Here is a 23,459-nt window from a genome sequence, read left to right as displayed (position 1 = left end):
GGAAGTGTCCCTGCGGGACACGACCGAGTAAGCCGGGGCGCGGCGGCGCCTGACCCGCCGCCGCGCCCCCGACCCCCCCACCTATGTGAGGCACATCTCCATGCGGCGTACGTTCCCGGCACTGGCGGCGCTGATCATCTCCACCGCGGTCGTCCCGGCCGCGGTCCCCACTTCGGCTTCCGCGGCCCCCGCGTACAACTACGGCGAGGCGTTGCAGAAGTCGCTCTTCTTCTACGAGGCCCAGCAGTCCGGCAAGCTGCCGTCCACCAACCGCGTCACCTGGCGCGGCGACTCGGCGCTGAACGACGGCAAGGACGTCGGGCTCGACCTGACCGGCGGCTGGTTCGACGCCGGCGACCACGTCAAGTTCGGCCTGCCGATGGCGGCGAGCACCACGATGCTCGCGTGGGGCGCGGTCGAGTACCGCGACGCCTACGCGTCCTCGGGCCAGCTCACCTACCTGCTGAACAACCTGCGCTTCGTCAACGACTACTTCGTCAAGGCGCACCCCTCCCCCAACGTGCTGTACGGGCAGGTCGGCAGCGGCAACCCCGACCACGCCTGGTGGGGGCCGGCCGAGGTGCTGCCGATGAGCAGGCCCTCGTACAAGATCGACTCCTCGTGCGGCGGGTCCGACCTCGCCGGTGAGACCGCGGCCGCGATGGCGGCCTCCTCCATGGTCTTCCGGCCCACCGACCCCACGTACGCCGACAAGCTCCTCACCCACGCCAAGCAGCTGTACTCCTTCGCCGACACCGTGCGGGGCAAGTACAGCGACTGCATCACCGACGCGGCGAGCTTCTACAAGTCCTGGAGCGGGTACAACGACGAGCTGGTGTGGGGCGCCATCTGGCTCTACCGCGCCACCCAGGACGCCTCCTACCTCGCCAAGGCCGAGTCGTACTACGCCAACCTGGGCACCGAGTCGCAGTCGACGACCAAGTCGTACAAGTGGACGATCGCCTGGGACGACAAGTCGTACGGCTGCTACGCGCTGCTGGCGAAGCTGACCGGCAAGCAGCAGTACACCGACGACGCCAACCGCTGGCTCGACTGGTGGACGGTCGGCGTCAACGGCCAGAAGGTCAACTACTCCCCCGGCGGCCAGGCCGTGCTCGACACGTGGGGCTCGCTGCGCTACGCCGCCAACACCGCCTTCGTCGCGCTCGTCTACAGCGACTGGCTGACCGACGCCACGCGCAAGGCCCGCTACCACGACTTCGCCGTCCGCCAGATCAACTACGCGCTCGGCGACAACCCGCGCAAGTCGTCGTACGTCGTCGGTTTCGGGAACAACCCGCCGCGCAACCCGCATCACCGGACCGCGCACGGCACCTGGACCAACAACCTGAACGGCGAGCCCGCGCAGAGCCGGCACATCCTGTACGGCGCGCTGGTCGGCGGCCCCAAGTCGGCCGACGACGCCTACACCGACAGCCGGGCCGACTACACGATGAACGAGGTCGCCACCGACTACAACGCCGGCTTCACCAGCGCGGTGGCGCGGCTGTACAAGGAGTACGGCGGTTCCCCACTGGCGAACTTCCCGGTCGCGGAGACCCCCGACGGCCCGGAGATCTACCTCCAGGCGGCGGTCAACGCCACAGGCCAGAACTTCACCGAGATCAAGACGATGGTCTACAACCACTCGGCCTGGCCCGCCCGTGCGCTGACCGACGGATCGTTCCGCTACTACTTCACCCTCGACGGCGACACCACGCCGAGCCAGATCACCCTGACGGCGAACTACAACCAGTGCAAGCCGCCGACCGGGCCGACGCAGTTCTCCGGCAAGGTCTACTACGTCACGATCGACTGCTCCGGGCAGACCATCGCGCCGCAGGGTCAGTCGGAGTCGCGGCGTGAGGTGCAGTTCCGCATCGCCAGCGCGGGCAGTTGGGACCCGTCCAACGACTGGTCGTACACCGGGGTGTCCACCACGCCGTCCACGCCGGTGACGGTGCAGAACATGACGCTGTACTCGGGATCCACCAAGATCTGGGGCAACGCGCCGGGCGCCGAGGCGTCCCCGTCCCCCAGCCCCTCGATCTCCCCGTCGCCGTCCCCGTCCCCGTCCCCGTCGCCGTCGCCCAGCCCCTCGGTCTCCCCGTCGCCCAGCCCGTCGCCGACGCCGACGTGCCCGCCGGCGAACGGCGGCAGCCCGTGCGAACCGCCGCTGTCGCCCTCGCCGTCGCCCAGCGCGACGGTGTACGGCAAGGCCTGCACCGCCACGTACAAGGTCACCAACTCGTGGCAGGGCGGCTTCCAGGCGGACGTCACCGTAAGCAGCTCCGGTACCACGGCCATCTCGGGCTGGACGGTGGGGTGGTCGTTCCCGAACGGCCAGACCGTCTCCCAGCTGTGGAGCGGCACCGTCAGCCAGAGCGGCTCGAACGTCACGGTGAAGAACCTGTCCTGGAACGGCAGCCTGAACCCCGGCGCCACCACGAGCTTCGGCTTCACCGGCAACGGCTCGGGCACCGCCCCGTCGACCCTCACCTGCACCCCCGCGTAGCCCGCGCTCCCGGGCTCGCCCAAGTCGCCCGCCTTCCCCGGATGGACCCCTCTCCGGGGAAGGCGGAGCACCAATCCGCATCGCGGACCGACCGGCATGGGCCGGATGGTCCGGCGTCCCGGCGACGACCGGGCAGTGCGAGGAAGGGAGATCGATGATCAGGAAGGCGATCACCACGGCGGCCCTGGTCCTGGTGTCCACCGGGATCGCGGCCGTGCCGGCGTCCGCGGACTCGATCGGCTGCGCGGCGAGCTACACGATCACCAGCACCTGGCCCGGGACCACCACGCTCGGACAGGTCACCGTGACCAACACCGGTTCGTCCGCCATCAAGGGCTGGCGTGTGTCGTGGCGCTACACCGACGGCAGCGTCGTCACCCAGGTGTGGGGGGCCGTCCCCCTCCCGGTGATCGGCATAGTCGGCACCTATGCGTTCGGCAACGAGAGCTACAACGGCGATCTCCCCGTCGGCGGCTCGACCGTCTTCGGCTTCGCCGCCCGCCTGGGCGGTGGAAGGGCGCCGGACATGACCTGCACGCCCGCCTGACCCGCACGCCCACCTGACCGGCGGGACCCGGCGACCTCGCTGGACCCGGTAAGAGACCGGCGACCGGGCAATCCCCGGGCCGCGTGATCAACAGACACATGGACGATCCCCCGGGACAAACTCCCGGGGGATCGTCGTCTTCCGCTATACGAACATGACGCAACCGGACCTGTCACACCATGCCACGCCGGATCACCACGACTCGGGAGGCAGATTCACGTCGCCGACACGGTCGTAGATGATGGTCTCGTCCGCCAGTCTGACGACCACCACGCGGCGGGCGAGTCCCGCTCTCTCCAACGCCTTCGCGGACTCCACGGCGTTCTTGGCGTAGTGGTAGCGGTCACGGCTACCGGTGAACGGGCTCTCCCTGTCGCATCTGACCTCATAGCGGTCATCCGGCCATGGGTGTGGAAGCCCGTCAGTAGTGCGGCGCTCGGTAGCGGTCGCGGTCATTGCACACCTCTCTTGTCGCGGAGGGACCTCCGCTCAGAAAGACCCCCCTGCCCCCCCAACGCCTAAGTATTCCTCATATGCAACATTTGTTTCACGGCACCCCCTCGAACAGAGGGCCGAGGACAGCACGATGTCACGCGTCGGGCAGCATGACGCGGAACGCCGTACGGCCGGGACGGCTCTCCACGTCGACGGTGCCGCCGTGGGCCGCCACCACCGCCTTGACGATCGCGAGTCCCAGGCCGCTGCCGCCCGAGGCGCGGGCGCGGGCCTTGTCGGCGCGGACGAACCGTTCGAAGATCTCGCCCTGCAGGTCCTCGGGGATGCCGGGGCCGTCGTCGGTCACGGTCAGCTCGACCCCGTCCGGTCCCGGCGGATCCGGTATCCGGGAACGCAGGGCGACGGTGACGGTCGTACCGGGCGGGGTGTGCGCGCGGGCGTTGCCCAGCAGGTTGGCCACCACCTGGTGGAGCCGGTCGGGGTCCCCGGGCACGATCACGGGCTCCTCGGGCAGGTCGAGCCGCCAGCGGTGGTCGGGCCCGTAGGCGCGGGCGTCGCCGGTGGCGTCGATGGCCAGGCGGGTCAGGTCGACCTCCTCCCGCGCGAGCGGGCGGCCGGCGTCGAGCCGGGTCAGCAGCAGCAGGTCGTCCACGAGCGTGCCCATGCGGGCCGACTCGGCGTCGATGCGCTCGAGGGCGTGCCGTACGCCGCCGGGGACGGCCGCCTCGTCGCGGCGGGCGAGCTGGACATGGGCGCGGACGGTGGCGAGCGGGGTGCGCAGCTCGTGGCTGGCGTCGCCGGCGAAGGTGCGCATCCGCTGCTCGCTGGCGTGGCGGTGGGCGAGGGCCCGCCCCACGTGGCCGAGCATGCGGTTGAACGCCTCCCCCACCTGGCCGATCTCGGTGCGTGGGTCCTCGTCGGGCACCCCGTCGGGCAGCGCGACCTCGCCGTCGGCCAGCGGCAGGCGGGCCACGCGCCGGGCCGTGGCCGCGACCCGCTCCAGCGGGCGCAGCGACAGCCTCACCCACACGGCCCCGGCGATCCCGGTCACGAGCACGACGACGGCGAACACCCCGATCTCGGCCATCTGCAGGCGCTGGACGGTGGCGCGTACGTCGTCCAGCGGCAGGCCGGTGACGAGCAGTTCCCCGTCGTCGTTGCCGACGGCCATCACCCGGTAGTCGTCGAGACCGCCCGAGGACAGGTCCACCGTGTGCCCGAGCCCGTCGGCCGGGACGGCGGCCAGCGTCCTGCGGTCCTTCGCCGACAGGACCGGGTCGTCCCGGCCCACCACGGCGGGCTCGCCCGCCTCGCCGTCCCGCACGAGCACGCCCAGCGTGCCGGGCGCCTGCCCGCGCGAGTCCCCGCGCTCGCCGTGCGGGTTGCGCGGGTCTCCGTGCTCGTGCTCCTCGCGTTCCTCGTGGGCCAGGCTCTCCGCGAACCGCCCGGCCGTCATGTACAGCTGCTGGTCGAGTCGTTCGACCATGAACCGTTCGAGCAGGAGGGACGAGGCGGCCCCCGCCGCGGCGCAGGCGAGCACGAGCAGCACCAGCGTGCCCACCACAAGGCGGGTCCGCAGCGTGCGCGGCACCAGGCGAAGGCGGCGCGGACGCGGCGCCCCCGGCCGCGGCGTCCCGGTCACCGGGGCGCCGTCACGGCCGCAGGACGTATCCCACGCCCCGCACCGTGTGGATCAGCGGCCGCCGGCCGGCGTCGATCTTCTTGCGCAGGTAGCTGATGTACAGCTCGACCACGTGCGCCTGCCCGCCGAAGTCGTAGGACCAGACGCGGTCGAGGATCTGCGCCTTGCTCAGCACGCGCCGGGGGTTGCGCATGAGGAAGCGCAGCAGCTCGAACTCGGTCGGCGTGAGCTCGACCAGCTCCCCGTCGCGCGTCACCTCGCGGGCGTCCTCGTCCATCATCAGGTCGCCCACCACCAGCCGGTCGCCCTCGGCGCTGCGCGCCATGCCGGCGCGGCGCAGCAGCCCGCGCAGCCGGGCGAGCACCTCCTCCAGGCTGAACGGCTTGGTCACGTAGTCGTCCCCGCCCGCGGTGATGCCCGCGATGCGGTCCTCCACCGCGTCGCGCGCGGTCAGGAACAGCACGCACACGTCCGGGGCCTCGGCACGCAGGCGGCGCAGCACCTCAAGCCCGTCGAAGTCGGGCAGCATGATGTCCAGCAGCACCGCGTCGGGCTGGAACTCCCGTGCCTCCTTCACCGCCGACGTCCCGTCGCCCGCCGTGCGCACCTCCCAGCCCTCGTATTTCAGCACCGCGCCGAGGACCTCGACGAGGTCCGGTTCGTCGTCGACCACGAGGACGCGTACGGGGTTCCCATCGGGGCGGACCAGACCGGGCTGGTCGTTCGAAGTCTTACGCATGATGGGTCAAGCGTCCTCCCCGCTCACCGGGCGTGCTCTGTGAGCTACCTCAGAGAATCCTATGAATGATCCGCAGATGCCCCTGTTCATAGGAAAACAAGAGGTTCGGTTGGCACGGTGTGCCGGGTGATGACGAAGAGGAGGAATCGGTGACGACCACTCTCCCGGACGCAGCGGTGAATACCGGACACGTGCAGGCGCCACGGCGGCGCGTACGCGCCCGCCCCGAGGCCGTCCTGGCGCTCATCGCCGCGGGCGCGGTCGCGGTCGTCGGCATGTGGTGGGCGAACACGCCCGGCGTGGCGGGGCCGGACGACTGGCTGACGAACGCCGGCCGCGTCACCGGGCTGCTCGCCGGGTACGCGATCGCCGTGCTGCTGGCGCTGATGGCCCGGGTGCCCGCGCTGGAGCGCGGCGTCGGCTCCGACCGGCTCGCCCGGTGGCACTCGACGGGCGGCCGCTACGTCGTCGGACTGGCCGTCGCGCACACGCTGCTGACCATCTGGGGCTACGCGCTGACCGACCGCACCGACGTGGTGAGCGAGACGGTCACGCTGAACCTCACCTATCCCGACGTGCTGAAGGCCACCGTCGCGCTGCTGCTCCTGGTGGGCGTCGGCGTCGTCTCCGCCCGCAGGATCCGGCCGAAGCTGCGCTACGAGACATGGTTCCACCTGCACTTCTACACCTACCTGGCCGCGTGGCTGGCCTTCGGGCACCAGCTCGCCACGGGCGCGGAGTTCGCCGTGGCCCCGCTCGCCCGCACCTCCTGGTACGTCCTCTACCTCGGTGTCGCGGCGCTGATCGTGTGGTACCGCTTCCTCACTCCCCTGCGGCTGGCCGTACGGCACCGGCTGAGGGTCTCCCGGGTGGTGCCGGAGACCCCCGGGGTCGTCTCCGTGTACGTGACCGGGCGGCGCCTGGACCGGCTGCGGGCCGAACCCGGCCAGTTCTTCCGCTGGCGGTTCCTCACCAGGGACCTGTGGTGGTCCCCCAACCCGTACTCGCTGTCCGCCCCGCCCGGGACGGGCGAGCTGCGGATCACGGTGAAGGACCTGGGCGACCAGAGCCGCTCTCTGACCCGCCTGCGGCCCGGCACCCGGGTGGTCGCCGAGGGGCCGTACGGCGCGCTCACCGTGCGGGCCCGCCGGGCGCGCAAGGTGCTGCTCGTCGCGGGCGGCGTCGGCATCACCCCGCTGCGCGCGCTGTTCGAGTCGGCGCCCGCCGCCCCCGGCGACCTGACCCTCCTCTACCGCGCGCGCAGCACCGACGACCTCGTCTTCCGCCGAGAGCTCGAGGAGATCGCCGCGGCCCGCGGCGCGACCCTGCACTACTGCGTCGGCGCCCGGACCGCCGTCGGCGACCCGTTCACGCCCGCGGCGCTCACCGGGCTGGTGGCGGACCTGCCCGGCCACGAGGTGTACGTCTGCGGGCCGGCCGAGATGACGCGGGCCGTCATCACGGCGCTGCGGGCCGCCGGAGTGCCGCACCGCCGCATCCATCACGAGTCGTTCGAGTTCTGACCATCCCGGATTGGAAGTTCCATGCGCAGAGCCATACTGGCCGTGCTCGCGACCGCCGTCGGTCTCGTGCTGCTGCTGTCGTTCAAGCCCCACGAGATGACGGCGCTGGCCCAGCGCCCCGCCGCCGTCACCCAGGGCGACGCCGGAGCGACGGGCGGGCGTGGGGAGGGCCCCGGCGACGGCTCCCTCGGCCGTGACCGCGACCACGACGACGGCCACGATGACGACGACCACGACGAGTTCGACGACGGGGACGGGGACCGCTTGGGCGGGGGCTCCTCGGGTGCCGCCGGTTCCTCCGGTGCCTCCGGTGCCGCCGATCTCACGGGTTCCTGGACCGGGCCGGGCGCCACCGCGGGTGCCACCAGCGGTGAGAAGACCGTCACCGGCGACTCCGCCGACACCCGCTGGGGACCGGTGCAGGTGGCGATCGTGATCTCCGCCGGGAAGATGGCGGGCGTCAAGGTGCTCGACGCCCCGGCGAACAACCACCGCGACATCAGGATCAACAACGAGGCCCTGCCGATCCTGAACGAGGAGGCGCTGTCGGCGCGGTCCGCCCAGATCGACACGGTCTCCGGCGCCACCTACACCAGCGACGGCTACATCCGCTCCCTGCAGAGCGCGCTCGACAAGGCGGGCCTGTGACACGCCACGTCGAGCACGTGATGGGCACCGTGTTCTCCTTCGACGTACGCCACGACGACGGGCGCCACGACGACGAGGCCGGGCCGCGGGTCGCGGCGGCCCTGGCGGAGGCGGTGGCCTGGCTGCACCACGTCGACGCGGTGTTCTCGACCTACAAGCCCGGCAGCCCGGTGAGCCGGCTGGGCCGGGGCGAGATCACCCTGGCCGACTGCCCGCCGGAGGTGGCGGACATCCTCCGCATGTGCGAATCGGTGAGCCGCCTGTCCCACGGCTACTTCACCGCCTGTCCCGGAGGCCGCCTCGACCCCTCGGCCATCGTCAAAGGCTGGGCGGTCGACCGGGCCTCCGTCATCCTGCGTGAGGCGGGCCTGCCCGACCACTGCGTGAACGGCGGCGGAGACGTGCGGCTGTCCGGCGCGGCGGCCCCCGGCCGTACCTGGCGGGTCGGCGTCGCCCACCCGCTCCGCCCGGGGGACCTCGCCGCCGTGGTGTCGGGCCACGATCTCGCGGTGGCGACCTCGGGCACGGCCGAGCGCGGGGCGCACGTCCTCGACCCCCACACCGGCCGGCCCGCGACCGAGCTTGCCTCGGTGACGGTCATCGGCCCGGACCTCGCCCTCGCCGACGCGTACGCCACCGGAGCCCTCGCCATGGGCGGCGCGGCCAGGGAGTGGGTGGAGGGACTGGACGGCTACGAGGCCTTCGCCGTCACCGCCGCCGGCGCCACCTGGCACACGTCCGGCCTCTGAGGGGACGACCTGCGGCCGGCGCCGGACCCGCGCGGCCGGCCGAGTCCGCCACCGGCACGACGCCCTCGCTCACCACGCGAGAGCGTGCTTGAGCCGCGTGGTGGCGGCCACGACGGGCCACAGGCGGGTGGCCAGGTTCCTGGCGAGGATGCCGCCTCGCGTCGCGGGGACCAGAAGTGCCGACGCCTGAGCGACGTTGCGCTGCTTGGGGTCCACCAGGCGCCGGTGCGCCGCCTCGTAGCGCCGGAAGGCGGCCGCGGGATGGCCGGAGTGGGCGGCCAGCGCCTCGGCGAGGGTGAACGCCCCCGCCATGGCCAGGGTGGAACCGTCCCCGAACAGCGACACGCAGGACGCGGCGTCGCCGAGGAGAGCGACGCGGCCCTTCCACCACCGCGGCAGGCGCACCTGGCTGACGGAGTCGAAGTAGAGGTCGCCGGCGGTGCTTACGTGTCCGAGCAGTTCCGGCGCCCGCCAGGACACGTCCGCGAAGGCTTCGACCAGCATCCGCCTGTGCTGCTCGGTGTCGCGGTGGTCGAACTCCGGCGCGGCCGGGCTGCGGTAGAGGAAGAACGCGCCCGCGGGCCGCGGATTGACGGCGATCGCCTTACCGGGCGTGTTGTGCATGAGGATGTCCCGGCCCGCTCCGGCCGCCCCGTCGGCGAGCGGTGTCGTCGCGACGTACAGGCCCATGTGGCGCACGAGATCACCCTCTTGCCCGAACGTCAGGCGCCGCGTCACCGAGTGCAGGCCGTCGGCTCCGACCACCAGGTCGAAGCGGCGGGGAGCGGCGTGCTCGAAGGCGACCTCCACCCCGTGCTCGTCCTGGCCGAGCGCCGTGATGGAGTCGTCGAAGAGGAACTCGGCGTGGTCGCGGCTCGCCTCGTAGAGGATCGACGCGAGGTCGCCGCGCGGCACCTCGACCTCGTCCGGCCGTTGCACGGCGCGCATGTCCATCCGGCCGACCCGCCTGCCGGCCGCGTCGACGAAGCTGACCCCCGTCGTGCCGGTGGCGGCCCGGCGCAGCCGGGGCATGACGCCCATTCGTTCCGCGACCGCGACGGCCGGCCCTCTGACGTCCACCGGGTTGCCGCTGGACCTGGGCTCTCCCCCACGTTCCACGACCGTGACCCGGAATCCGTGCCTGGCCAGCCAGTAGGCCAGCGTCGGACCCGCGATCCCGGCCCCCGAGATCAGCGCTGTGGCCATGCCGTACCCCCTAACCGGAAGATTTTCCTCCGCATAAACGACGGTATCCTAACCGGAGGAAAATCGTCCAGATCCTTCGCGAGGTGGCAGTGGAGAAGGGGCTGCGCGCCGACGCGCGCCGCAACCGGGACCTGATCGTCGCCGCGGCCCGGGAGCTGTTCCTGGAGCAGGGCGTCGACGTGCCGCTGGAGGAGGTCGCCCGCCGGGCCGGCGTGGGCGTCGGCACGCTCTACCGCCGCTTTCCCGATCGGGACGCGCTCCTCCGGGCGGTCGGCGAGGAGAGCCTGCGCCGGCTCGCGGACCTGGCGGAGACGGCCTGCCGCGATGAGCCGGACGCCTGGCACGCGTTGTGCCGTTTCCTGCGCGGCTCGGTGGCACTGCGGCTGGGCGTGCTGCCGGCGAAGCTCGAACCGCACCTGCACCAGCGGATGCGCGTCGGCCCGGACCTGCACGAGATGCGGCAGCGAGTGATCGCCGCCGTCCTGCGGATGATCGAACGGGCACAGGCGGACGGTGCGCTGCGCACCGACATCGGCCCCGGCGACGTCGCCCTGTTGATGACCCTGAACGTGTACACGCCGCCGGGCATGCACAGCGAGCAGGCCATGGGACGCGTGGTGGAGATCGTGCTGGACGGCCTGCGCGCCGACGCGGGGTCGCCCCTCCCCGGAACTCCGCTCGACGAGGACGACCTGCGCCACTACACCGCCGTACGGCTCCCGCCCGCCGAGTGACGCTCGGCCACTGGCATCTCTCGGTCACCCGCGGCTCCAGGCGACGCGGGTCCTCGTACGGTCGGACACGGGCCGAGGTGATCCACAGCCGAGTCCGAGGCGGCCGGAATGCGGAGGAAAGAGGCCGTGGACCTGCTGCGCGGGCCTGGCCGGACGGCTGACGACACCCGGTCCGAAGTCTCCGGAACCGCTGCTAGCGTTCCGAGGTGGCGGGAGGAGACGGCGTGCTCGTGATTCACGCGGCCTGGGACGGCGGACGGCTCGTACTCTGGGCGGAGAACTCCGCCGGCGCCGGGCCGAGCGCCTCCCGGGCCAAGGTTCGGCCCCACCCCTTCGCCGCCCCGGCGAGCGCCCTCGCCGCCGCACTGCCGTGCTGGGGGGACGCGGCGGCCGAGGCGGCGGGCAAGGCCGTGTCCGGCGAAGCCGTGCTGCTGCTGCCGAGTTCGGCGACGAGTCCCCTCCCTTCCCCGGAGACAGGCCTGCGGATCACCGCGCGCCGGGCCGGGATCAGGCCGTGGCGGGTGCCCGCGCTGCTGGTCGACACGGGCGCGGCGATGCGCCTGCTGACCACGCTCGGCAGACCGGAGGCTTACGAGGCGGCAGGCCCTTCGACGGAGTCGCCGGAGCCGGAGGATCGTCTCGCCGACATTCTCCCCGGGCCGTCCGTACGTTATCTCGCGCTCGTCGCCGCCCACGCCCGTAACCTGGTGCGGCACGGCCGGGTGCTGCCCCAGCTCGTCACCGAGGACGGCGGCTACGCCGCGCGCTGGCGGCCCGTCCTGACCGGCCCCCACGCCGCGCGCTTCCGGGAGCTGGCCGCCGCCATGCCGCCGGTCTGCCGGGCCGTGGCCGAGGAGCGGCCCTCGTCCCACGTGCTGATCGAGGCGGTGGCGGGCCTGGCCGACGCCGCCGTACGGCAGGCGCTGCCGGAGCGCCTGCTGGGCGGGCACCGTCCCGGGCGGCGCGGTCCCCTGGCCGACCGCTGGACGGTGGCGCTCACCGGGGACACGGCGGCCCTTCCCGGAGTGAGCGACCAGGAGGCGGAGACGCTGGCCCGGCCGCTGGAGGACTGGTTCAGGGCCGCTCACCAGCTCGACGGCCCGGTCAAGGTGTGCTTCCGTCTCGTCGAGCCTCTCCTGGCCGAGGAGCACCCCGGACAGGAGGCACCGGACGCCGGAACCTGGCAGGTGGAGTTCGCCCTCCAGTCGGCCGAGGATCCGAGCCTGTACCTGCCCGCTCCCCTCGTCTGGGCGGGCGAGACCATGCCCGGCCTGCCCGGGCGCCCGGACGAGACGCTGCTCGCGGGCCTGGGCCGGGCGGCCCGCCTGTACTCGAAGATCGATGACGCGCTGCGGGAGGCCCGGCCGGCGCACGTGGGCCTGGACGCCGCGGGAGCCTTCCACTTCCTCCGCCACGCCGCGCCGCTGCTGCAGTCGGCCGGGTTCGGCGTGCAGCTGCCCTCGTGGGCCGGCCGCACCCGGCTCGGCCTGAAGCTCACCGCCCGGTCCCGCTCCGGGCCCGGCGCGGCCGCCGGCCAGGGGTTCGGGCTGGCACAGCTCGTCGACTTCACGGCCGAGCTCGCCGTCGGCGACGAGACGATCAGCGAGGAGGAGCTGGCCGAGCTGGCCCGGCTGAAAGTGCCGCTGGTCCGGCTGCGGGGGCAGTGGGTCGAGCTGGACGCCCGGCAGCTCGGGGCGGCGCTGAAGGCGGTGGAGCGACGCGGGTCGGGGCAGATGACGGTCGGCGAGGTCATCCAGCAGGTCGTCCACGGCGGGGACGACGAGCTGCCGCTCGTCGAGGTGGACGCCGACGGACTGCTCGGCGATCTGCTGTCCGGCGAGGCCGACCGCCGTCTGGAACCCGTCGCGACCCCGGCCGCCTTCCACGGCACGTTGCGGCCCTACCAGGAGCGCGGCCTGGCCTGGCTCGACTTCATGTCCCAAATCGGACTCGGCGGCATCCTTGCGGACGACATGGGCTTGGGCAAAACCGCCCAGACGCTGTCACTCCTCACAAAAGAGCGCGAGTCGGGCGAGCGCGTCGGGGCGACGCTGCTGGTGTGCCCGATGTCGCTGCTCACCAACTGGCAGAAGGAGGCCGCCCGCTTCGCGCCGTCGCTGGACGTCTACCTCCACCACGGCGCCGGCCGCCTGCGCGGCGAGGAGCTGGCCGGGCGGGTCGCCGGGGCCGACCTCGTCCTCACGACGTACGGCACGGCCCTGCGGGACCGCGACGCCCTCGCCGGGTTCACCTGGGCCAGGGTCGTCTGCGACGAGGCCCAGGCCATCAAGAACGCCGCGGCCAGGCAGGCCCAGGCGGTGCGTTCGCTCCCGGCGCGGACGAGGCTTGCGCTGACCGGCACTCCGGTGGAGAACCACCTGGCCGAGCTGTGGTCGATCATGGAGTTCTGCAACCCCGGCCTGCTCGGGTCGGCCCGGGCCTTCCGCGACCGCTACCAGGAGCCGATCGAACGGCACGGCGACGAGACCGCGACCGCCGCGCTCAAACGGGCCACCGGCCCCTTCGTCCTGCGGCGGCTCAAGACCGACAAGACGATCATCTCCGACCTGCCGGACAAGCTGGAGATGAAGGTCTGGTGCACGCTCACGCCGGAGCAGGCCAGCCTCTACCAGGCGGTGGTCGAGGACATGATCGGCAAGATCTCCGGCAGCGAGGGCATCGAGCGGCGCGGCAACGTCCTGGCCGCGATGGCCAAGCTCAAACAGGTCTGCAACCACCCGGCCCACCTGCTCAAGGACGGCTCCCGGCTGGCGGGCCGCTCGGGGAAGCTGGCCCGGCTGGAGGAGCTGGCCGAGGAGCTCCTCAGCGAGGGCGACAAGGCACTGATCTTCACGCAGTACGCCGAGTTCGGCTCGATGCTGCAGCCCTACCTGGCGGCGCATCTCGACCACCCGGTGCTGTGGCTGCACGGCGGGCTGCCGAAGAAGGCGCGCGACGCGCTGGTGGAGCGGTTCCAGACCGAGGACGAGCCGATGATCTTCCTGTTGTCGCTCAAAGCCGCGGGCACCGGGCTCAACCTGACCGCGGCGAACCACGTGGTCCACGTGGACCGGTGGTGGAACCCGGCGGTGGAGGACCAGGCGACCGACCGGGCGTTCCGCATCGGGCAGACCAGGAACGTGCAGGTCAGGAAGTTCATCTGCACGGGCACGCTGGAGGAGCGGATCGACGAGATGATCGAGCGCAAGAAGGCCCTGGCCGAGAGCGTCGTCGGGACGGGCGAGGACTGGATCGCCGAGCTGTCCACGGCGGAGCTGCGCGAGCTGTTCCGCCTGTCGCCCGAGGCGGTGAGCTGATGCCGGTCGGCAGGGACGGGTGGTTCGAGGCCGCGCGGCCCATCAGGGTCGAGGGCGGCATCAAGGCGCGCTCGAAGCGCGGGTCCATCGGCGAGCAGTGGTGGTCGCGGCGGTTCATCGACATCCTGGAACGCGTCTGCGACCCGGGCAGGCTGAGCCGGGGCCGTGCGTACGCCCGGCGCGGCCAGGTGCTCGACCTCGACCTCGGTCCCGGGCTGGCGAAGGCCAGGGTGCAGGGGTCGCGCCCGAAGCCGTACGACGTGAGCGTGCGCATCACGGCGTACGGCGAGCGGGAGTGGGCGGGGCTGATCGAGGCGCTGGCCGCGCAGGCCCTCCACCGGGCCAAGTTGCTCGCCGGGGAGATGCCGCCGGAGATCGAGGACGTCTTCGCCGGGTGCGGGCTGCCGCTGTTCCCCGGCGAGCGCGGACTGGACATGGACTGCACCTGTCCCGACTGGGGCTTCCCGTGCAAGCACCTGTCGGCGGTGCTGTACCTGCTGGCCGAGGCGTTCGACGACGACCCGTTCCGGGTGCTGGCCTGGCGGGGCATGGCCAGGGAAGCGCTGCTCGACGCGCTGCGCCGGAGCGGCGGCGAGGCCGGGGCCGCGACCGCGGGCGATGCCGGGCCGCCGGGGCTTCTCGACGTGGCCGACGTCCCGTTCGCCGAGCGTCTCGGCGACTTCTACGAGCCGGGCGCCTCAGCGGCTCGCCTCGGCCCGCCGCCCGGCCCCGAGGGGCACCCCGACCTGCTGCTGCGCGCGCTGGACCCGCCGAAGGTCAAGGCCAGACACATCCCGCTCCTCGACCTGCTGCGGCCGGCGTACCGGGCCTTCGCGGCCGGGGAGAACGAGGAGGCCGAGGGGAGTGTCTCGTGATCTTCTGCCGTAGCGACCGCAGTGGGCCGGAGAGATCACGGGACATGACCCCGGCGGCGATCAGGTGTCCTCGAAGCTCTGCGGGACCATCACGCGGACGCCGTTCGGGATGGTCCTGAGCACGAGCGGGGTGCGCAGCCGCACCTCGCCGTCGATGTCGGCGGCCATGGGCGGGTCGGTCTCCAGCAGCATCTCCTGCCCGGTGACGAACGGCCCGCCCGCGAGGCTGGTCCACCTGCCGGTGGTCGCCCGTACGAGCGTCTCCCCGAGCAGGCGCAGCCGCTTGCCCGAGCCGAGCTGGTAGGCCACCAGCTTGCGGTTGTCGATGCTGACGTCCCTGGCGATCTGCCACCCGCCGTGGAAGCGGCCGTTGGCGATGTTGAGCTGGTGGGTCAGCAGCTCGTGCCGTTTGCCGTCCACGGTGATGTAGGCGCGGAACGGCCGGTGCCCGGGCAGGATCGTGAGCGCGGTCAGCGGATAGGCCGCCCGGCCGAGCATCCGCTTGAGCCACGGCTTGACCGTGCCCGCGACCTCGACCGAGACGCCGAAGCTCGCGAGGTTGGCGAAGGGCCGGTCGCCGCAGACGCCGAGATCGATGTCGGCCACCTTGCCCTCGGTGAACACGCCGACCGCCCCGGCGAGGTCGAGCGGCAGCCCGAGACTGCGGGCGAAGTTGTTGGTCGTGCCCAGCGGCAGCACGCCGAGGGCGACGTCGCGGCCGGCCACGTGCTTGACCGAGCTGCTCAGCGTGCCGTCGCCGCCGCCGACCACGAGCAGGTCGGGCTGCGGTTCGAGCGCCCGGGTGATGACGTCGCGCAGCCGGGACGGATCGGTGACCGGGTGGACGCCGGTGAGCCGGAAGTCCCGGTCCCGCAGCAGCCGCACCACCTCCGCGTAGCGGCGGCGGCCTCGCCGGGATTTCGTGTTCACGACGACGGCGGCCCGCCGCTCCCGGTGGATGGCAGCCGTGTGATCCGCCTTGCTCCGCACGCTCACATGCTAGGGGCCTGCGGGCGCGGGCGCGCATGAGTGTGCCCGGCGGCCGTCCGGTGACGGACGGCGGCCGGGCACGAGGACCGCCGGGAGGCGGTGTTACTTCTTGGCGGGCGTGATCTTGACGAGCGCGCCCAGGTCCGACGGCAGCGGGCTGATCAGCGAGATCTGCACGCCGAGCTGCTTGCCCTCGTCGCCGGGGTTGCCGGTGCCGAGAACGATGCCGTCACCCAGGTCGGTGCCGTACAGCTCCTTCGCCGGAGTGCCGTCCGCGTGGACGATCCTCGTCGTGTACGGCTGGTTGCCCTTGGACGGGACGACGGCCGAGGAGTCACGCTGGCGGAAGTACAGAGTGTCGTCACGGACCTCCAGGCCGGGGTACCAGCCCTTGGCGTCCGTGAACGCGGTCACCGCGGGCTGCTTGCCGAACGAGGTGCAGTACTCCTTGAACGGCTCGCCCTCGACGCACTCCTTGAACGGGTAGGTGCCGACGAAGTTGAACGCCGCGTTGGACGACTGCGGGCGGGACGGGAGGTTCTTCAGGACGCTCGGGTCCTTCTCCGCCGCCGTGCCCGTACGGCGCAGCGGGTCGAAGTGCGAGTCCACGATGAGGAGCTCGCCCTTCGGGCCCACCGACGGCATGTCGAACGCGGTGCCCGCGACGTCGTTGTTGCCGCGGGCGGTGTCGCGGTACCAGATGAGCAGGCCGGGGGCGTTGTACTTGACCTTCTCGACCTTCCAGGCGCCGTCGCGCAGCCAGGTCGTGTCGTAGGCGTACTGCAGGCCCTTGTCGAACCCGTCGAAGTTGCGCCACTCGGCCAGGTAGTACTGCGCCGCCTGCTCCTGGCCGGAGTGGATGATCCAGCCCGCGCCGGTGGTGTCGGTGAACGTGCCCTTGGTGGCCGTCCAGCCGTTGGCGCCGCCCTCGACGTCGTCGGACCAGACCGCGGTGGCGCCGTTGGTCAGCGAGAAGTCGTCGTTGAACCAGCCGCGGTGCACGGACGCCGCGTCGGTAGCGATGCGCAGGCGGATCTGGACGGACTTCCCGGCGAACGGCGCCAGGTCGACGTACAGGTGCTGCCAGCCGGCGCTGACCCCGGTGACGCCGTACTTCTTGCCGCCGTAGTCCTTCAGGCGGCCGTTGGGGTCGGTGTAGTCGTCACCGGTGCTGGCGAGGCTGCCGTCCTCGTTGAAGACCTTCTGCTCGGCCCAGGTGGCGCCGCCGTCGGCGGAGACCTCGACGAAGCCGAAGTCCCAGTCGGCCTCGATGTCCCAGTCGCTCCACCACCGGAACTTCACGTCCGACCCGGCCGGGACGTCGACGGTCCTGGCCAGCTTGTTGTCGGCCCAGTCCTGGTCGCTGTTGGACCACCACAGGTTCGACCCGCTGTGCGGGGTGGACATGACGTTCAACTTGTCCGGCAGGTTGATCCGGACGCCGTCCTCGGTGCCCTTCGGCGTGCGCGAGGTCTGGCCGACCGCGACGAGCTGGGTGTTGCCGCCCTGCTCGACGACCTTCGGGTTGGCCCAGCCGAGCACCCACTTGTCCCACAGGCCCATGTGCGTCGGCATCGACTGGAAGATCGGCCCGGAGTGCGAGCCGCTCGACATCAGGTCCCAGAAGTCGACGTCGGAGTCGCCGGCGCCGGTGGTGTCGTACAGGTCCGGCAGGCCGAGGTCGTGGCCGTACTCGTGGGCGAACACGCCCACGCCGGAGTCCTCCGGCTGGAGGATGTAGTTGGAGATCTTGATGCCGGTGCCCGGGATCGTGTAACCGCCGGCCACGTCGCTGGAGTGGGCCCACAGGGCCATCGTGCCCTCGTTGCCACCGCCGCCCGACTTGTCCTCACCGGCGTGGATCAGCACGAGGTGGTCGATGACGCCGTCGGGCTCGTCGAAGTTGCCGTCGCCGTCGGCGTCGGAGACGTCCTCGACGTCGTAGTCCGCCCACGGGAAGTTCGGGTTCGACTTCACGAGCGCGTCGACCGCGTCGACCGCGAGCTGGGCGGCGCCGCGCGGGTTGTCCGGGTGGCCGGTCATGTCCTGCGGGTACGTGTGGCACTTGCCCGCGCCGTACCACGCCTCGGAGTGCGGCACCTTGAGCCAGCCGACGGCCTCACCGGTGACGGTGTAGGCGCCCTTCGACATCTCCTCGTACATGTTCTTCATGGTGTAGCCGGAGATGTCGATGCCCTTCTTGCCGTCCCGGGGATCCTTCAGGTCCGGACGGACCCGGGTCGTGATCCCCTTCGAGCTGTAGAGCATGTCGTTGTAATGGGCGGTGTTGAAGTCCGCCACCCACATCGAGTTGTTGTCCTTGCCCCCGCCTGCGGCGGTCGCGGGGTTGGGGATCGTGTTGTGCAGTGGCCCGTTCAGCTTCGTGCCGGGCGGCTCGGTGACGCAGTCGTCGACGTCGTTGATCGACCTCGGGTGCGACCAGCCCGAGAAGTCGTCGTTGGCCTGGTCGTTGAACTCGACCAGCAGCGTGAGCAGCTTGGCGGTGCGGGTCGTCTTCGCCTTCTTGTAGATGAAGTCGAAGGGGTTCTTCCCGGTGCTGATCGCCTGCTTCTCGTGCTTGGCCAGCACACGCGCCGCGACCGGGTTACCGCTCGCGAACTTGTGGTCGACGGCCCGCGCGAGAGCGGCCGTCCGTTTGGCACCCCTGGCGGGGACCTTCTCCTCGGTGGTGGTGAAGTCGCCCTGCACACGCGGCGGCGCGTAGTTGATGTAGTGGTCCTTGGCGGAGGGCTGATAGCCCGCCGTGGGCGCCGCAGCCGCACCGGCCGCAGCCAGACCTCCTGCCGCCAGCCCGAGCGCGGGCACGATCGCGGCGAGACGCCGGATTCCTCTGGACAACGAGATCCCTTCCCGTCCGGGTTCCCCGGACACCCATGCACGGCGCGCCGGGATGAGCGCGCATGCGGGACCTTAAACGAGGGGGTAAAGGGAGGGTAAAGAGGCAGCCGGTATGGTTGTCAAAATGTGATCTGTACCGAAAACCGTTAATAATTCCGGATGAGACCCGATACCGAACCGTGCCGTAAAGTCCAGACTTGACTTCCCCCCCGCCTACAGGCGGGGGACTCCCGCCCTCGCGGGCTGGGCTTCCTGTTTCACGGCCGACCGCATCCGGGAGGACCCGGAGTGACTTACGTCAGCTCCACAGGCGGACACCGCTCGACCAGCGGCCAGGATGTTCTTGGCGGCGTTGACGTCCCGGTCGTTCCGGGTGCCGCATCCCGGGCACATCCAGTGCCGGGTGGAAAGCGGCAGTGCGGGGAGCAGGTGCCCGCACGCGCTGCACGTCTTCGAGCTGGGATACCAGCGGTCGATCACGACCAGGCGCCGCCCGTACCGCTGGGTTTTGTATTCGAGTTGGCGGCGGAACTCGCCCCACCCGCAGTCGGAGATCACCCGCGCCAGGGACCGGTTGCGAACCATGCCGCGCACGTTGAGGTCTTCGAGCACGATCAGGTCGTGGTCGCGGACCAGCCGGGCGGAGGTGCGGTGCAGGAAGTCTGCGCGGGCGTCCCGCACTTTGGTGTGGGCGCGGGCGACCTTCGCCCTGGCCTTCGCCCGGTTGTTGCTGCCGCGCTGCTTGCGGGCCATCCTGCGCTGGTAGCGGGCCAGGTTTTTGGCCTTGCGCTCCAGATGGCGCGGGTTGGGAATCTTGAACCGCGGGTGTTTGGCGCGTCCGGCGAAGAAGTTCGCGAACGCCTTGTGCTGGTGCCGCAGCGCCTGCTGCAGGGGGACGCTGGAGACCTCGTACAGGAAGTCGTGGCCGCCGTCGCGTTTGAGCTCGGTCAGGTACCGGTCGGTCTGCGCGTAGGAGGTCTTCACGCCCTCGGCGCGGTAGCGGGCCTGCCGCCACGCCAGGACGGTGTTCCAGACCAGGCGTACGCAGCCGAAGGTGCGGTTCAGCGCCGCGGCTTGTTCGGCGGTGGGATAGGCCCGCACCCTGTACGCCGTACGCATGTTCGCATTTTGCCATCCACTTGCCTGACCGGTGAGCGAAAGGAGAAAGACATGAGCGCTTCGTGCTCTGGGCTGTCCCGGCTTCGCCGGGACAGCCCTTGTGGGGCCCGGATTCCTCCAGGCCCTGAAGGGCCGGGCTTCCTCCGGAGGGTTCGGTGAACGAGCTGACCTCCGCGCTCGCCGCGGCCCTGCCGGACGGGCGTGTCCTCACCGATCCCGACGTCACCGGGTCGTACGCCGGGGACCGCACGTTCGTGCCGCCGGGCACGCCTCTCGGGGTGGTCCTGGCGGAGTCGCGCGACGACGTCGTGGCCACGATGCGCTGGGCGAGCGAGCACCGCGTGCCGGTGGTCCCGCGCGGCGCGGGCACCGGGCTCGCCGGCGGGGCGACCGCCGTCGACGGCTGCGTCGTCCTGTCACTCGCACGGATGACCGCGATCCGCGAGCTGTCGCCGCAGGACGAGATCGCGGTCGTGGAGCCCGGCGTCATCACCGCCGACCTCGACCGGGCGGCCCGCGAGCACGGCCTGATGTACGCCCCCGACCCCTCGTCGTACGAGATCTCGACCATCGGCGGCAACCTGGCGACGAACGCGGGCGGCCTGCGGTGCGTGAAGTACGGCGTGACCCGCGACTCCACGCTCGGACTCGAGGTCGTGCTGGCCGACGGCCGCGTGCTCACCACCGGCCGCCGCACGATGAAGGGCGTGACCGGCTATGACCTGACCGGCCTGTTCGTGGGGTCGGAGGGGACACTCGGCGTGATCACCGCCGCGACGCTGCGGCTGCGGCGGGCGCCGGGCGAGACGGCCACGGTCGCCGCCGAGTTCACCTCGCTGCGCGACGCCGCCGCGGCCGTGGCGGCGATCGTCGCCGCGGGCTGCCAGCCGTCGCTGCTCGAACTGATGGACCGCACGACCCTGAAGGCCATCGACGACTGGAAGAACATCGGGCTCGAGCCGTCCACCAGGGCGATGCTCATCGCCCAGGCCGAGGGCCCGCCGGACGAGACGGCGGCCCGGATGGCGGACCTGTGCGCGGCCGCCTCGTTCGTGGCGGTCTCGTCCACCCCGGAGGAGGCGGCCGAGCTCATCGGCGTCAGGCGCCTGGCCTACCAGGCCAAGGAGCGGCTGGGCCAGTGCCTGGTGGAGGACGTGTGCGTGCCCCGCTCGGCGCTCCCCGACATGATCACCACGATCGAGGAGGTCGCGGCCCGGCACAACGTGATGATCGCGACGGTCGCGCACGCGGGGGACGGCAACGTCCACCCGGTGTTCGTGTTCGACCGCGGCCTGACCGAGCCCCCGGCGGAGGTCTGGGCCGCGGCCGACGAGGTCTTCCGCGCCGCGCTCGATCTCGGCGGGACGCTGACCGGCGAGCACGGCGTCGGCCTGCTGAAGAAGCGCTGGCTCGAATTGGAGACCGGTCCGGTGGCCGCCGAACTTCACCAGGGCATCAAGCAGGTGTTCGATCCACTGAACATCCTCAACCCCGGTAAAGCCATCTGACCGCTGGTAGCGTTTGCCTCCATTGTGAGGTTTTAGTGGTAATCGGGGGCAATAGTGGCGTTAGAGGCTGGTGATCCGGCACGCCTGGGCCCGTTCACTCTTGTCGACCGGATCGGCGAGGGCGGCCAGGGGGTCGTCTTCCTCGGCCGGGGCCCGGCGGGCGAGCAGGTCGCGGTCAAGTTGCTGCACACCCGGCTGACGGCCGATCCGGAGGCTCGGGAGCGGTTCCTGCGCGAGGTCGCGCTCGCGCAGCGGGTGGCGCCGTTCTGCACGGCCCCCGTCCTGTACGCCGACCTCGCCGGCAACCAGCCGTTCATCGTCAGCGAGTTCGTGTCCGGGCCGTCGCTGCGGCAGCTCGTGGACCGGGAGGGACCGCGCCGGGGGGCCGCGCTCGAACGGCTCGCCATCAGCACGGCGACGGCCCTGGCCGCCATCCACCGGGCGGGGATCACCCACCGCGACTTCAAGCCGGCCAACGTCCTGATGGGCCCCGAGGGCCCGGTCGTCATCGACTTCGGCGTGGCCAGGGCGCCCGACTCGCCGCAGGCCACCGCGACCGGCGCGTCCATCGGAACGCCCGCCTACCTGGCCCCCGAGGTGCTCTCGGGCGGCACGGCGGGCGCCGCGGCCGACATGTTCGCCTGGGGCGTCACGATGGTGTTCGCCGCCACCGGCAGGCCCGCCTTCGGCGCGGACACGATCCCCTCGGTGATCACGCGGATCCTGCACGCGCAGCCCGACCTGGGCGATCTCACGATGCCCCTGCGGGACATCGTGGCCGCCTGCCTGTCGAAGAACCCCGCCCTGCGTCCCTCGGCCGAGGACGTCGTCGCGCGGCTCACCGGACAGCCCACCGCGCCCGTACGGCCCGCCGCCGCGCCGCAGCCGCCCCCACCGCAGGCCGCGACACCCGGACCTCACACACCGGGACCTCAAGCACCAGGCCCCCACATACCGGGACCCCACGCACCGGGACCCCACGCACCGGGATCGCACCTACCCCCATCGGGGCCGGGGGGTGCGGGGGCGGCGGTTCCGCCCGTACCGCGCCGGTCCGGCACCGGCGGGACGAGGCCGCGGCGGCCGGTGCTGACATGGGCGGTGGCCGGGGTCGGGGTGTCGGCCCTCGCGGCGGCGGCCTTCCTCGTGCCGACGTGGGTGTCCGCCAAGCAGATCTCCTCCGAGGACGCCCTCGGCCCCGCCGCGTCGCCCACGGTGACGTCGACCCAGGACGTGGATATGCCCATCCCGCAGCCGTCCGAGCTGGTCACCCCCACCGGGCGCAAATCCGGCAAGCCCTCACCGAGCCCCTCGGCACGACGGCTCCAGCCGAGCGCGAAGCCGGCCGTCTCCCCCACGCGCACCCGTCAGGCGCAGCCGTCGCCTTCCAAGGGTCCGGCCCAGGCCAAGCCCACCGCCGCCACCAAGCCCACCGGTGCCGCCGAGGTCACTCCTCCGCCCGCGAAGGCCACCCCCGCGCCGACCAAGGCGACCCCGACGCCGACGAGGGCCACCACGGCCCCCAAACCCAGCGCGACCGCCACCCCGACGAAGACCGCGGCGCCCAAGGCCAACCCCTACACGGCCACGGGCGTGTGCGGCAGCGGGTACCGCGTCGTCGACTCGCATTCCTATGGGCAGGCGACGACGTATCTGCTCTACAACGCCGCCAACGGCTACAACTGCGTGATCACCCTGTCGAAGTACGTCATTTCGAGCAAGATCAAGATGACCGCGGTGCTGAAGGTCCAGGGCGGGTCGTCGAAGACCGACTCCGGCAGCTACACGGTCTATGCCGGGCCGATCCGGCTGCCCGCCAAGGCCAAGTGCGTCATCTGGGGCGGCGGCTACGGCACCGCCGCCTGGAGCAGCTCATGGTCGCACTGTGGTTGAAAATCGGTGGTTGAAAATCGGTGGCTGAGAACCAGTGGTTGAGAATCAGTGGTTGACAATCGGGGGTTGACGATCGGCCGGGACGGGAGGCCGGGCCCGGCTCGTTGACGCGGCGACGGGTCACCAGGAGGATCATCGC

General features: G+C 71.7%; 17 protein-coding genes. 10 read left to right on the top strand and 7 right to left on the bottom strand.

The window, feature by feature from the left end; translation table 11 throughout:
- The first annotated feature begins 100 nt into the window (after window positions 1-100).
- Complete coding sequence (locus tag HHX41_RS10305; protein ID WP_182905765.1) at window positions 101-2,515, top strand: glycoside hydrolase family 9 protein; 2,415 nt, start codon at window positions 101-103, stop codon at window positions 2,513-2,515.
- A 154-nt stretch (window positions 2,516-2,669) separates the two neighbouring features.
- A complete protein-coding gene (locus HHX41_RS10300; protein ID WP_169980559.1) occupies window positions 2,670-3,062 on the top strand; it encodes a cellulose binding domain-containing protein in 393 nt (130 codons plus the stop codon).
- Window positions 3,063-3,254: 192 nt separating this feature from the next.
- On the opposite strand, the gene HHX41_RS10295 is transcribed toward HHX41_RS10300, so the two are convergent.
- The 3 genes from HHX41_RS10295 to HHX41_RS10285 form a co-directional block, all read right to left on the bottom strand.
- Window positions 3,255-3,518 carry a hypothetical protein gene (locus tag HHX41_RS10295; RefSeq protein WP_169980557.1) on the bottom strand — a complete coding sequence of 88 codons (264 nt, stop codon included), beginning with the start codon at window positions 3,516-3,518 and terminating at the stop codon, window positions 3,255-3,257.
- 133 nt (window positions 3,519-3,651) lie between these two features.
- On the bottom strand, window positions 3,652-5,160 hold the full coding sequence (locus HHX41_RS10290) for a cell wall metabolism sensor histidine kinase WalK (protein WP_182905764.1): 1,509 nt from the start codon (window positions 5,158-5,160) through the stop codon (window positions 3,652-3,654).
- A gap of 10 nt (window positions 5,161-5,170) precedes the next feature.
- Entirely contained in the window at window positions 5,171-5,899 is a 729-nt protein-coding gene (locus HHX41_RS10285) for a response regulator transcription factor (protein WP_310741911.1), read from the bottom strand.
- 149 nt (window positions 5,900-6,048) lie between these two features.
- Here HHX41_RS10285 and HHX41_RS10280 point away from each other — a divergent pair, with 149 nt between their 5' ends.
- The 3 genes from HHX41_RS10280 to HHX41_RS10270 are packed head-to-tail and all read left to right on the top strand — an operon-like array spanning window position 6,049 to window position 8,819.
- On the top strand, window positions 6,049-7,422 hold the full coding sequence (locus HHX41_RS10280) for a ferredoxin reductase family protein (protein WP_310741910.1): 1,374 nt from the start codon (window positions 6,049-6,051) through the stop codon (window positions 7,420-7,422).
- A 21-nt stretch (window positions 7,423-7,443) separates the two neighbouring features.
- Window positions 7,444-8,070, top strand: a complete 627-nt coding sequence (locus tag HHX41_RS10275; RefSeq protein ID WP_182905763.1) for an FMN-binding protein — start codon at window positions 7,444-7,446, stop codon at window positions 8,068-8,070.
- Window positions 8,067-8,819, top strand: a complete 753-nt coding sequence (locus HHX41_RS10270; RefSeq protein ID WP_310741909.1) for an FAD:protein FMN transferase — start codon at window positions 8,067-8,069, stop codon at window positions 8,817-8,819. The genes HHX41_RS10275 and HHX41_RS10270 overlap by 4 nt, the downstream gene beginning before the upstream one ends.
- Window positions 8,820-8,888: 69 nt before the next feature.
- Here the strand turns inward: HHX41_RS10270 and HHX41_RS10265 are convergent, their stop codons facing one another.
- A complete protein-coding gene (locus tag HHX41_RS10265) occupies window positions 8,889-10,025 on the bottom strand; it encodes an FAD-dependent monooxygenase (protein ID WP_182905762.1) in 1,137 nt (378 codons plus the stop codon).
- Window positions 10,026-10,108: 83 nt separating this feature from the next.
- On the opposite strand from HHX41_RS10265, the gene HHX41_RS10260 reads away from it, so the two are divergent.
- From HHX41_RS10260 to HHX41_RS10250, 3 genes are all read left to right on the top strand, one after another.
- Entirely contained in the window at window positions 10,109-10,759 is a 651-nt protein-coding gene (locus HHX41_RS10260; protein WP_182905761.1) for a TetR/AcrR family transcriptional regulator, read from the top strand.
- Window positions 10,760-10,983: 224 nt separating this feature from the next.
- Complete coding sequence (locus HHX41_RS10255) at window positions 10,984-14,076, top strand: DEAD/DEAH box helicase (protein WP_182905760.1); 3,093 nt, start codon at window positions 10,984-10,986, stop codon at window positions 14,074-14,076.
- Window positions 14,076-14,951 carry an SWIM zinc finger family protein gene (locus HHX41_RS10250; RefSeq protein ID WP_182905759.1) on the top strand — a complete coding sequence of 292 codons (876 nt, stop codon included), beginning with the start codon at window positions 14,076-14,078 and terminating at the stop codon, window positions 14,949-14,951. The genes HHX41_RS10255 and HHX41_RS10250 overlap by 1 nt, the downstream gene beginning before the upstream one ends.
- Window positions 14,952-15,011: 60 nt before the next feature.
- Here HHX41_RS10250 and HHX41_RS10245 read toward each other — a convergent pair whose 3' ends face one another.
- The 3 genes from HHX41_RS10245 to HHX41_RS10235 form a co-directional block, all read right to left on the bottom strand.
- On the bottom strand, window positions 15,012-15,941 hold the full coding sequence (locus HHX41_RS10245) for a diacylglycerol kinase family protein (RefSeq protein ID WP_169980548.1): 930 nt from the start codon (window positions 15,939-15,941) through the stop codon (window positions 15,012-15,014).
- Between the two features lie 102 nt (window positions 15,942-16,043).
- Window positions 16,044-18,800, bottom strand: coding sequence for an immune inhibitor A domain-containing protein (locus tag HHX41_RS10240; protein WP_182905758.1), 2,757 nt, complete (start codon window positions 18,798-18,800; stop codon window positions 16,044-16,046).
- A gap of 213 nt (window positions 18,801-19,013) precedes the next feature.
- Entirely contained in the window at window positions 19,014-19,919 is a 906-nt protein-coding gene (locus HHX41_RS10235) for an RNA-guided endonuclease TnpB family protein (protein ID WP_182905757.1), read from the bottom strand.
- Between the two features lie 155 nt (window positions 19,920-20,074).
- Between HHX41_RS10235 and HHX41_RS10230 the strand changes: the two genes are divergently transcribed.
- Together HHX41_RS10230 and HHX41_RS39635 are read left to right on the top strand one after the other, a co-directional pair.
- The gene (locus HHX41_RS10230) at window positions 20,075-21,427 is read left to right on the top strand and encodes an FAD-linked oxidase C-terminal domain-containing protein (protein WP_310741908.1); all 1,353 of its coding nucleotides are present in this window, start codon (window positions 20,075-20,077) and stop codon (window positions 21,425-21,427) included.
- Window positions 21,428-21,481: 54 nt separating this feature from the next.
- Window positions 21,482-23,320, top strand: coding sequence for a protein kinase domain-containing protein (locus HHX41_RS39635; RefSeq protein WP_310741907.1), 1,839 nt, complete (start codon window positions 21,482-21,484; stop codon window positions 23,318-23,320).
- Window positions 23,321-23,459 lie beyond the last annotated feature (139 nt).

The organism is Microbispora sp. H13382 (assembly GCF_014161445.1).
In the GTDB taxonomy this organism is placed as follows: domain Bacteria; phylum Actinomycetota; class Actinomycetes; order Streptosporangiales; family Streptosporangiaceae; genus Microbispora.
Note: the sequence above shows the minus strand (reverse complement) of the source record. Positions and strands in the feature narration are given on the sequence as shown.

Excerpts from the sequence above, each read along its gene's own strand:
- HHX41_RS10300 (WP_169980559.1), top strand. The coding sequence starts at position 2,670 with ATGATCAGGAAGGCGATCACCACGGCGGCCCTGGTCCTGGTGTCCACC.
- HHX41_RS10285 (WP_310741911.1), bottom strand. The coding sequence starts at position 5,899 with ATGCGTAAGACTTCGAACGACCAGCCCGGTCTGGTCCGCCCCGATGGG.
- HHX41_RS10295 (WP_169980557.1), bottom strand. The coding sequence starts at position 3,518 with ATGACCGCGACCGCTACCGAGCGCCGCACTACTGACGGGCTTCCACAC.
- HHX41_RS10305 (WP_182905765.1), top strand. The coding sequence starts at position 101 with ATGCGGCGTACGTTCCCGGCACTGGCGGCGCTGATCATCTCCACCGCG.
- HHX41_RS10265 (WP_182905762.1), bottom strand. The coding sequence starts at position 10,025 with ATGGCCACAGCGCTGATCTCGGGGGCCGGGATCGCGGGTCCGACGCTG.
- HHX41_RS10275 (WP_182905763.1), top strand. The coding sequence starts at position 7,444 with ATGCGCAGAGCCATACTGGCCGTGCTCGCGACCGCCGTCGGTCTCGTG.
- HHX41_RS10235 (WP_182905757.1), bottom strand. The coding sequence starts at position 19,919 with ATGCGTACGGCGTACAGGGTGCGGGCCTATCCCACCGCCGAACAAGCC.
- HHX41_RS10250 (WP_182905759.1), top strand. The coding sequence starts at position 14,076 with ATGCCGGTCGGCAGGGACGGGTGGTTCGAGGCCGCGCGGCCCATCAGG.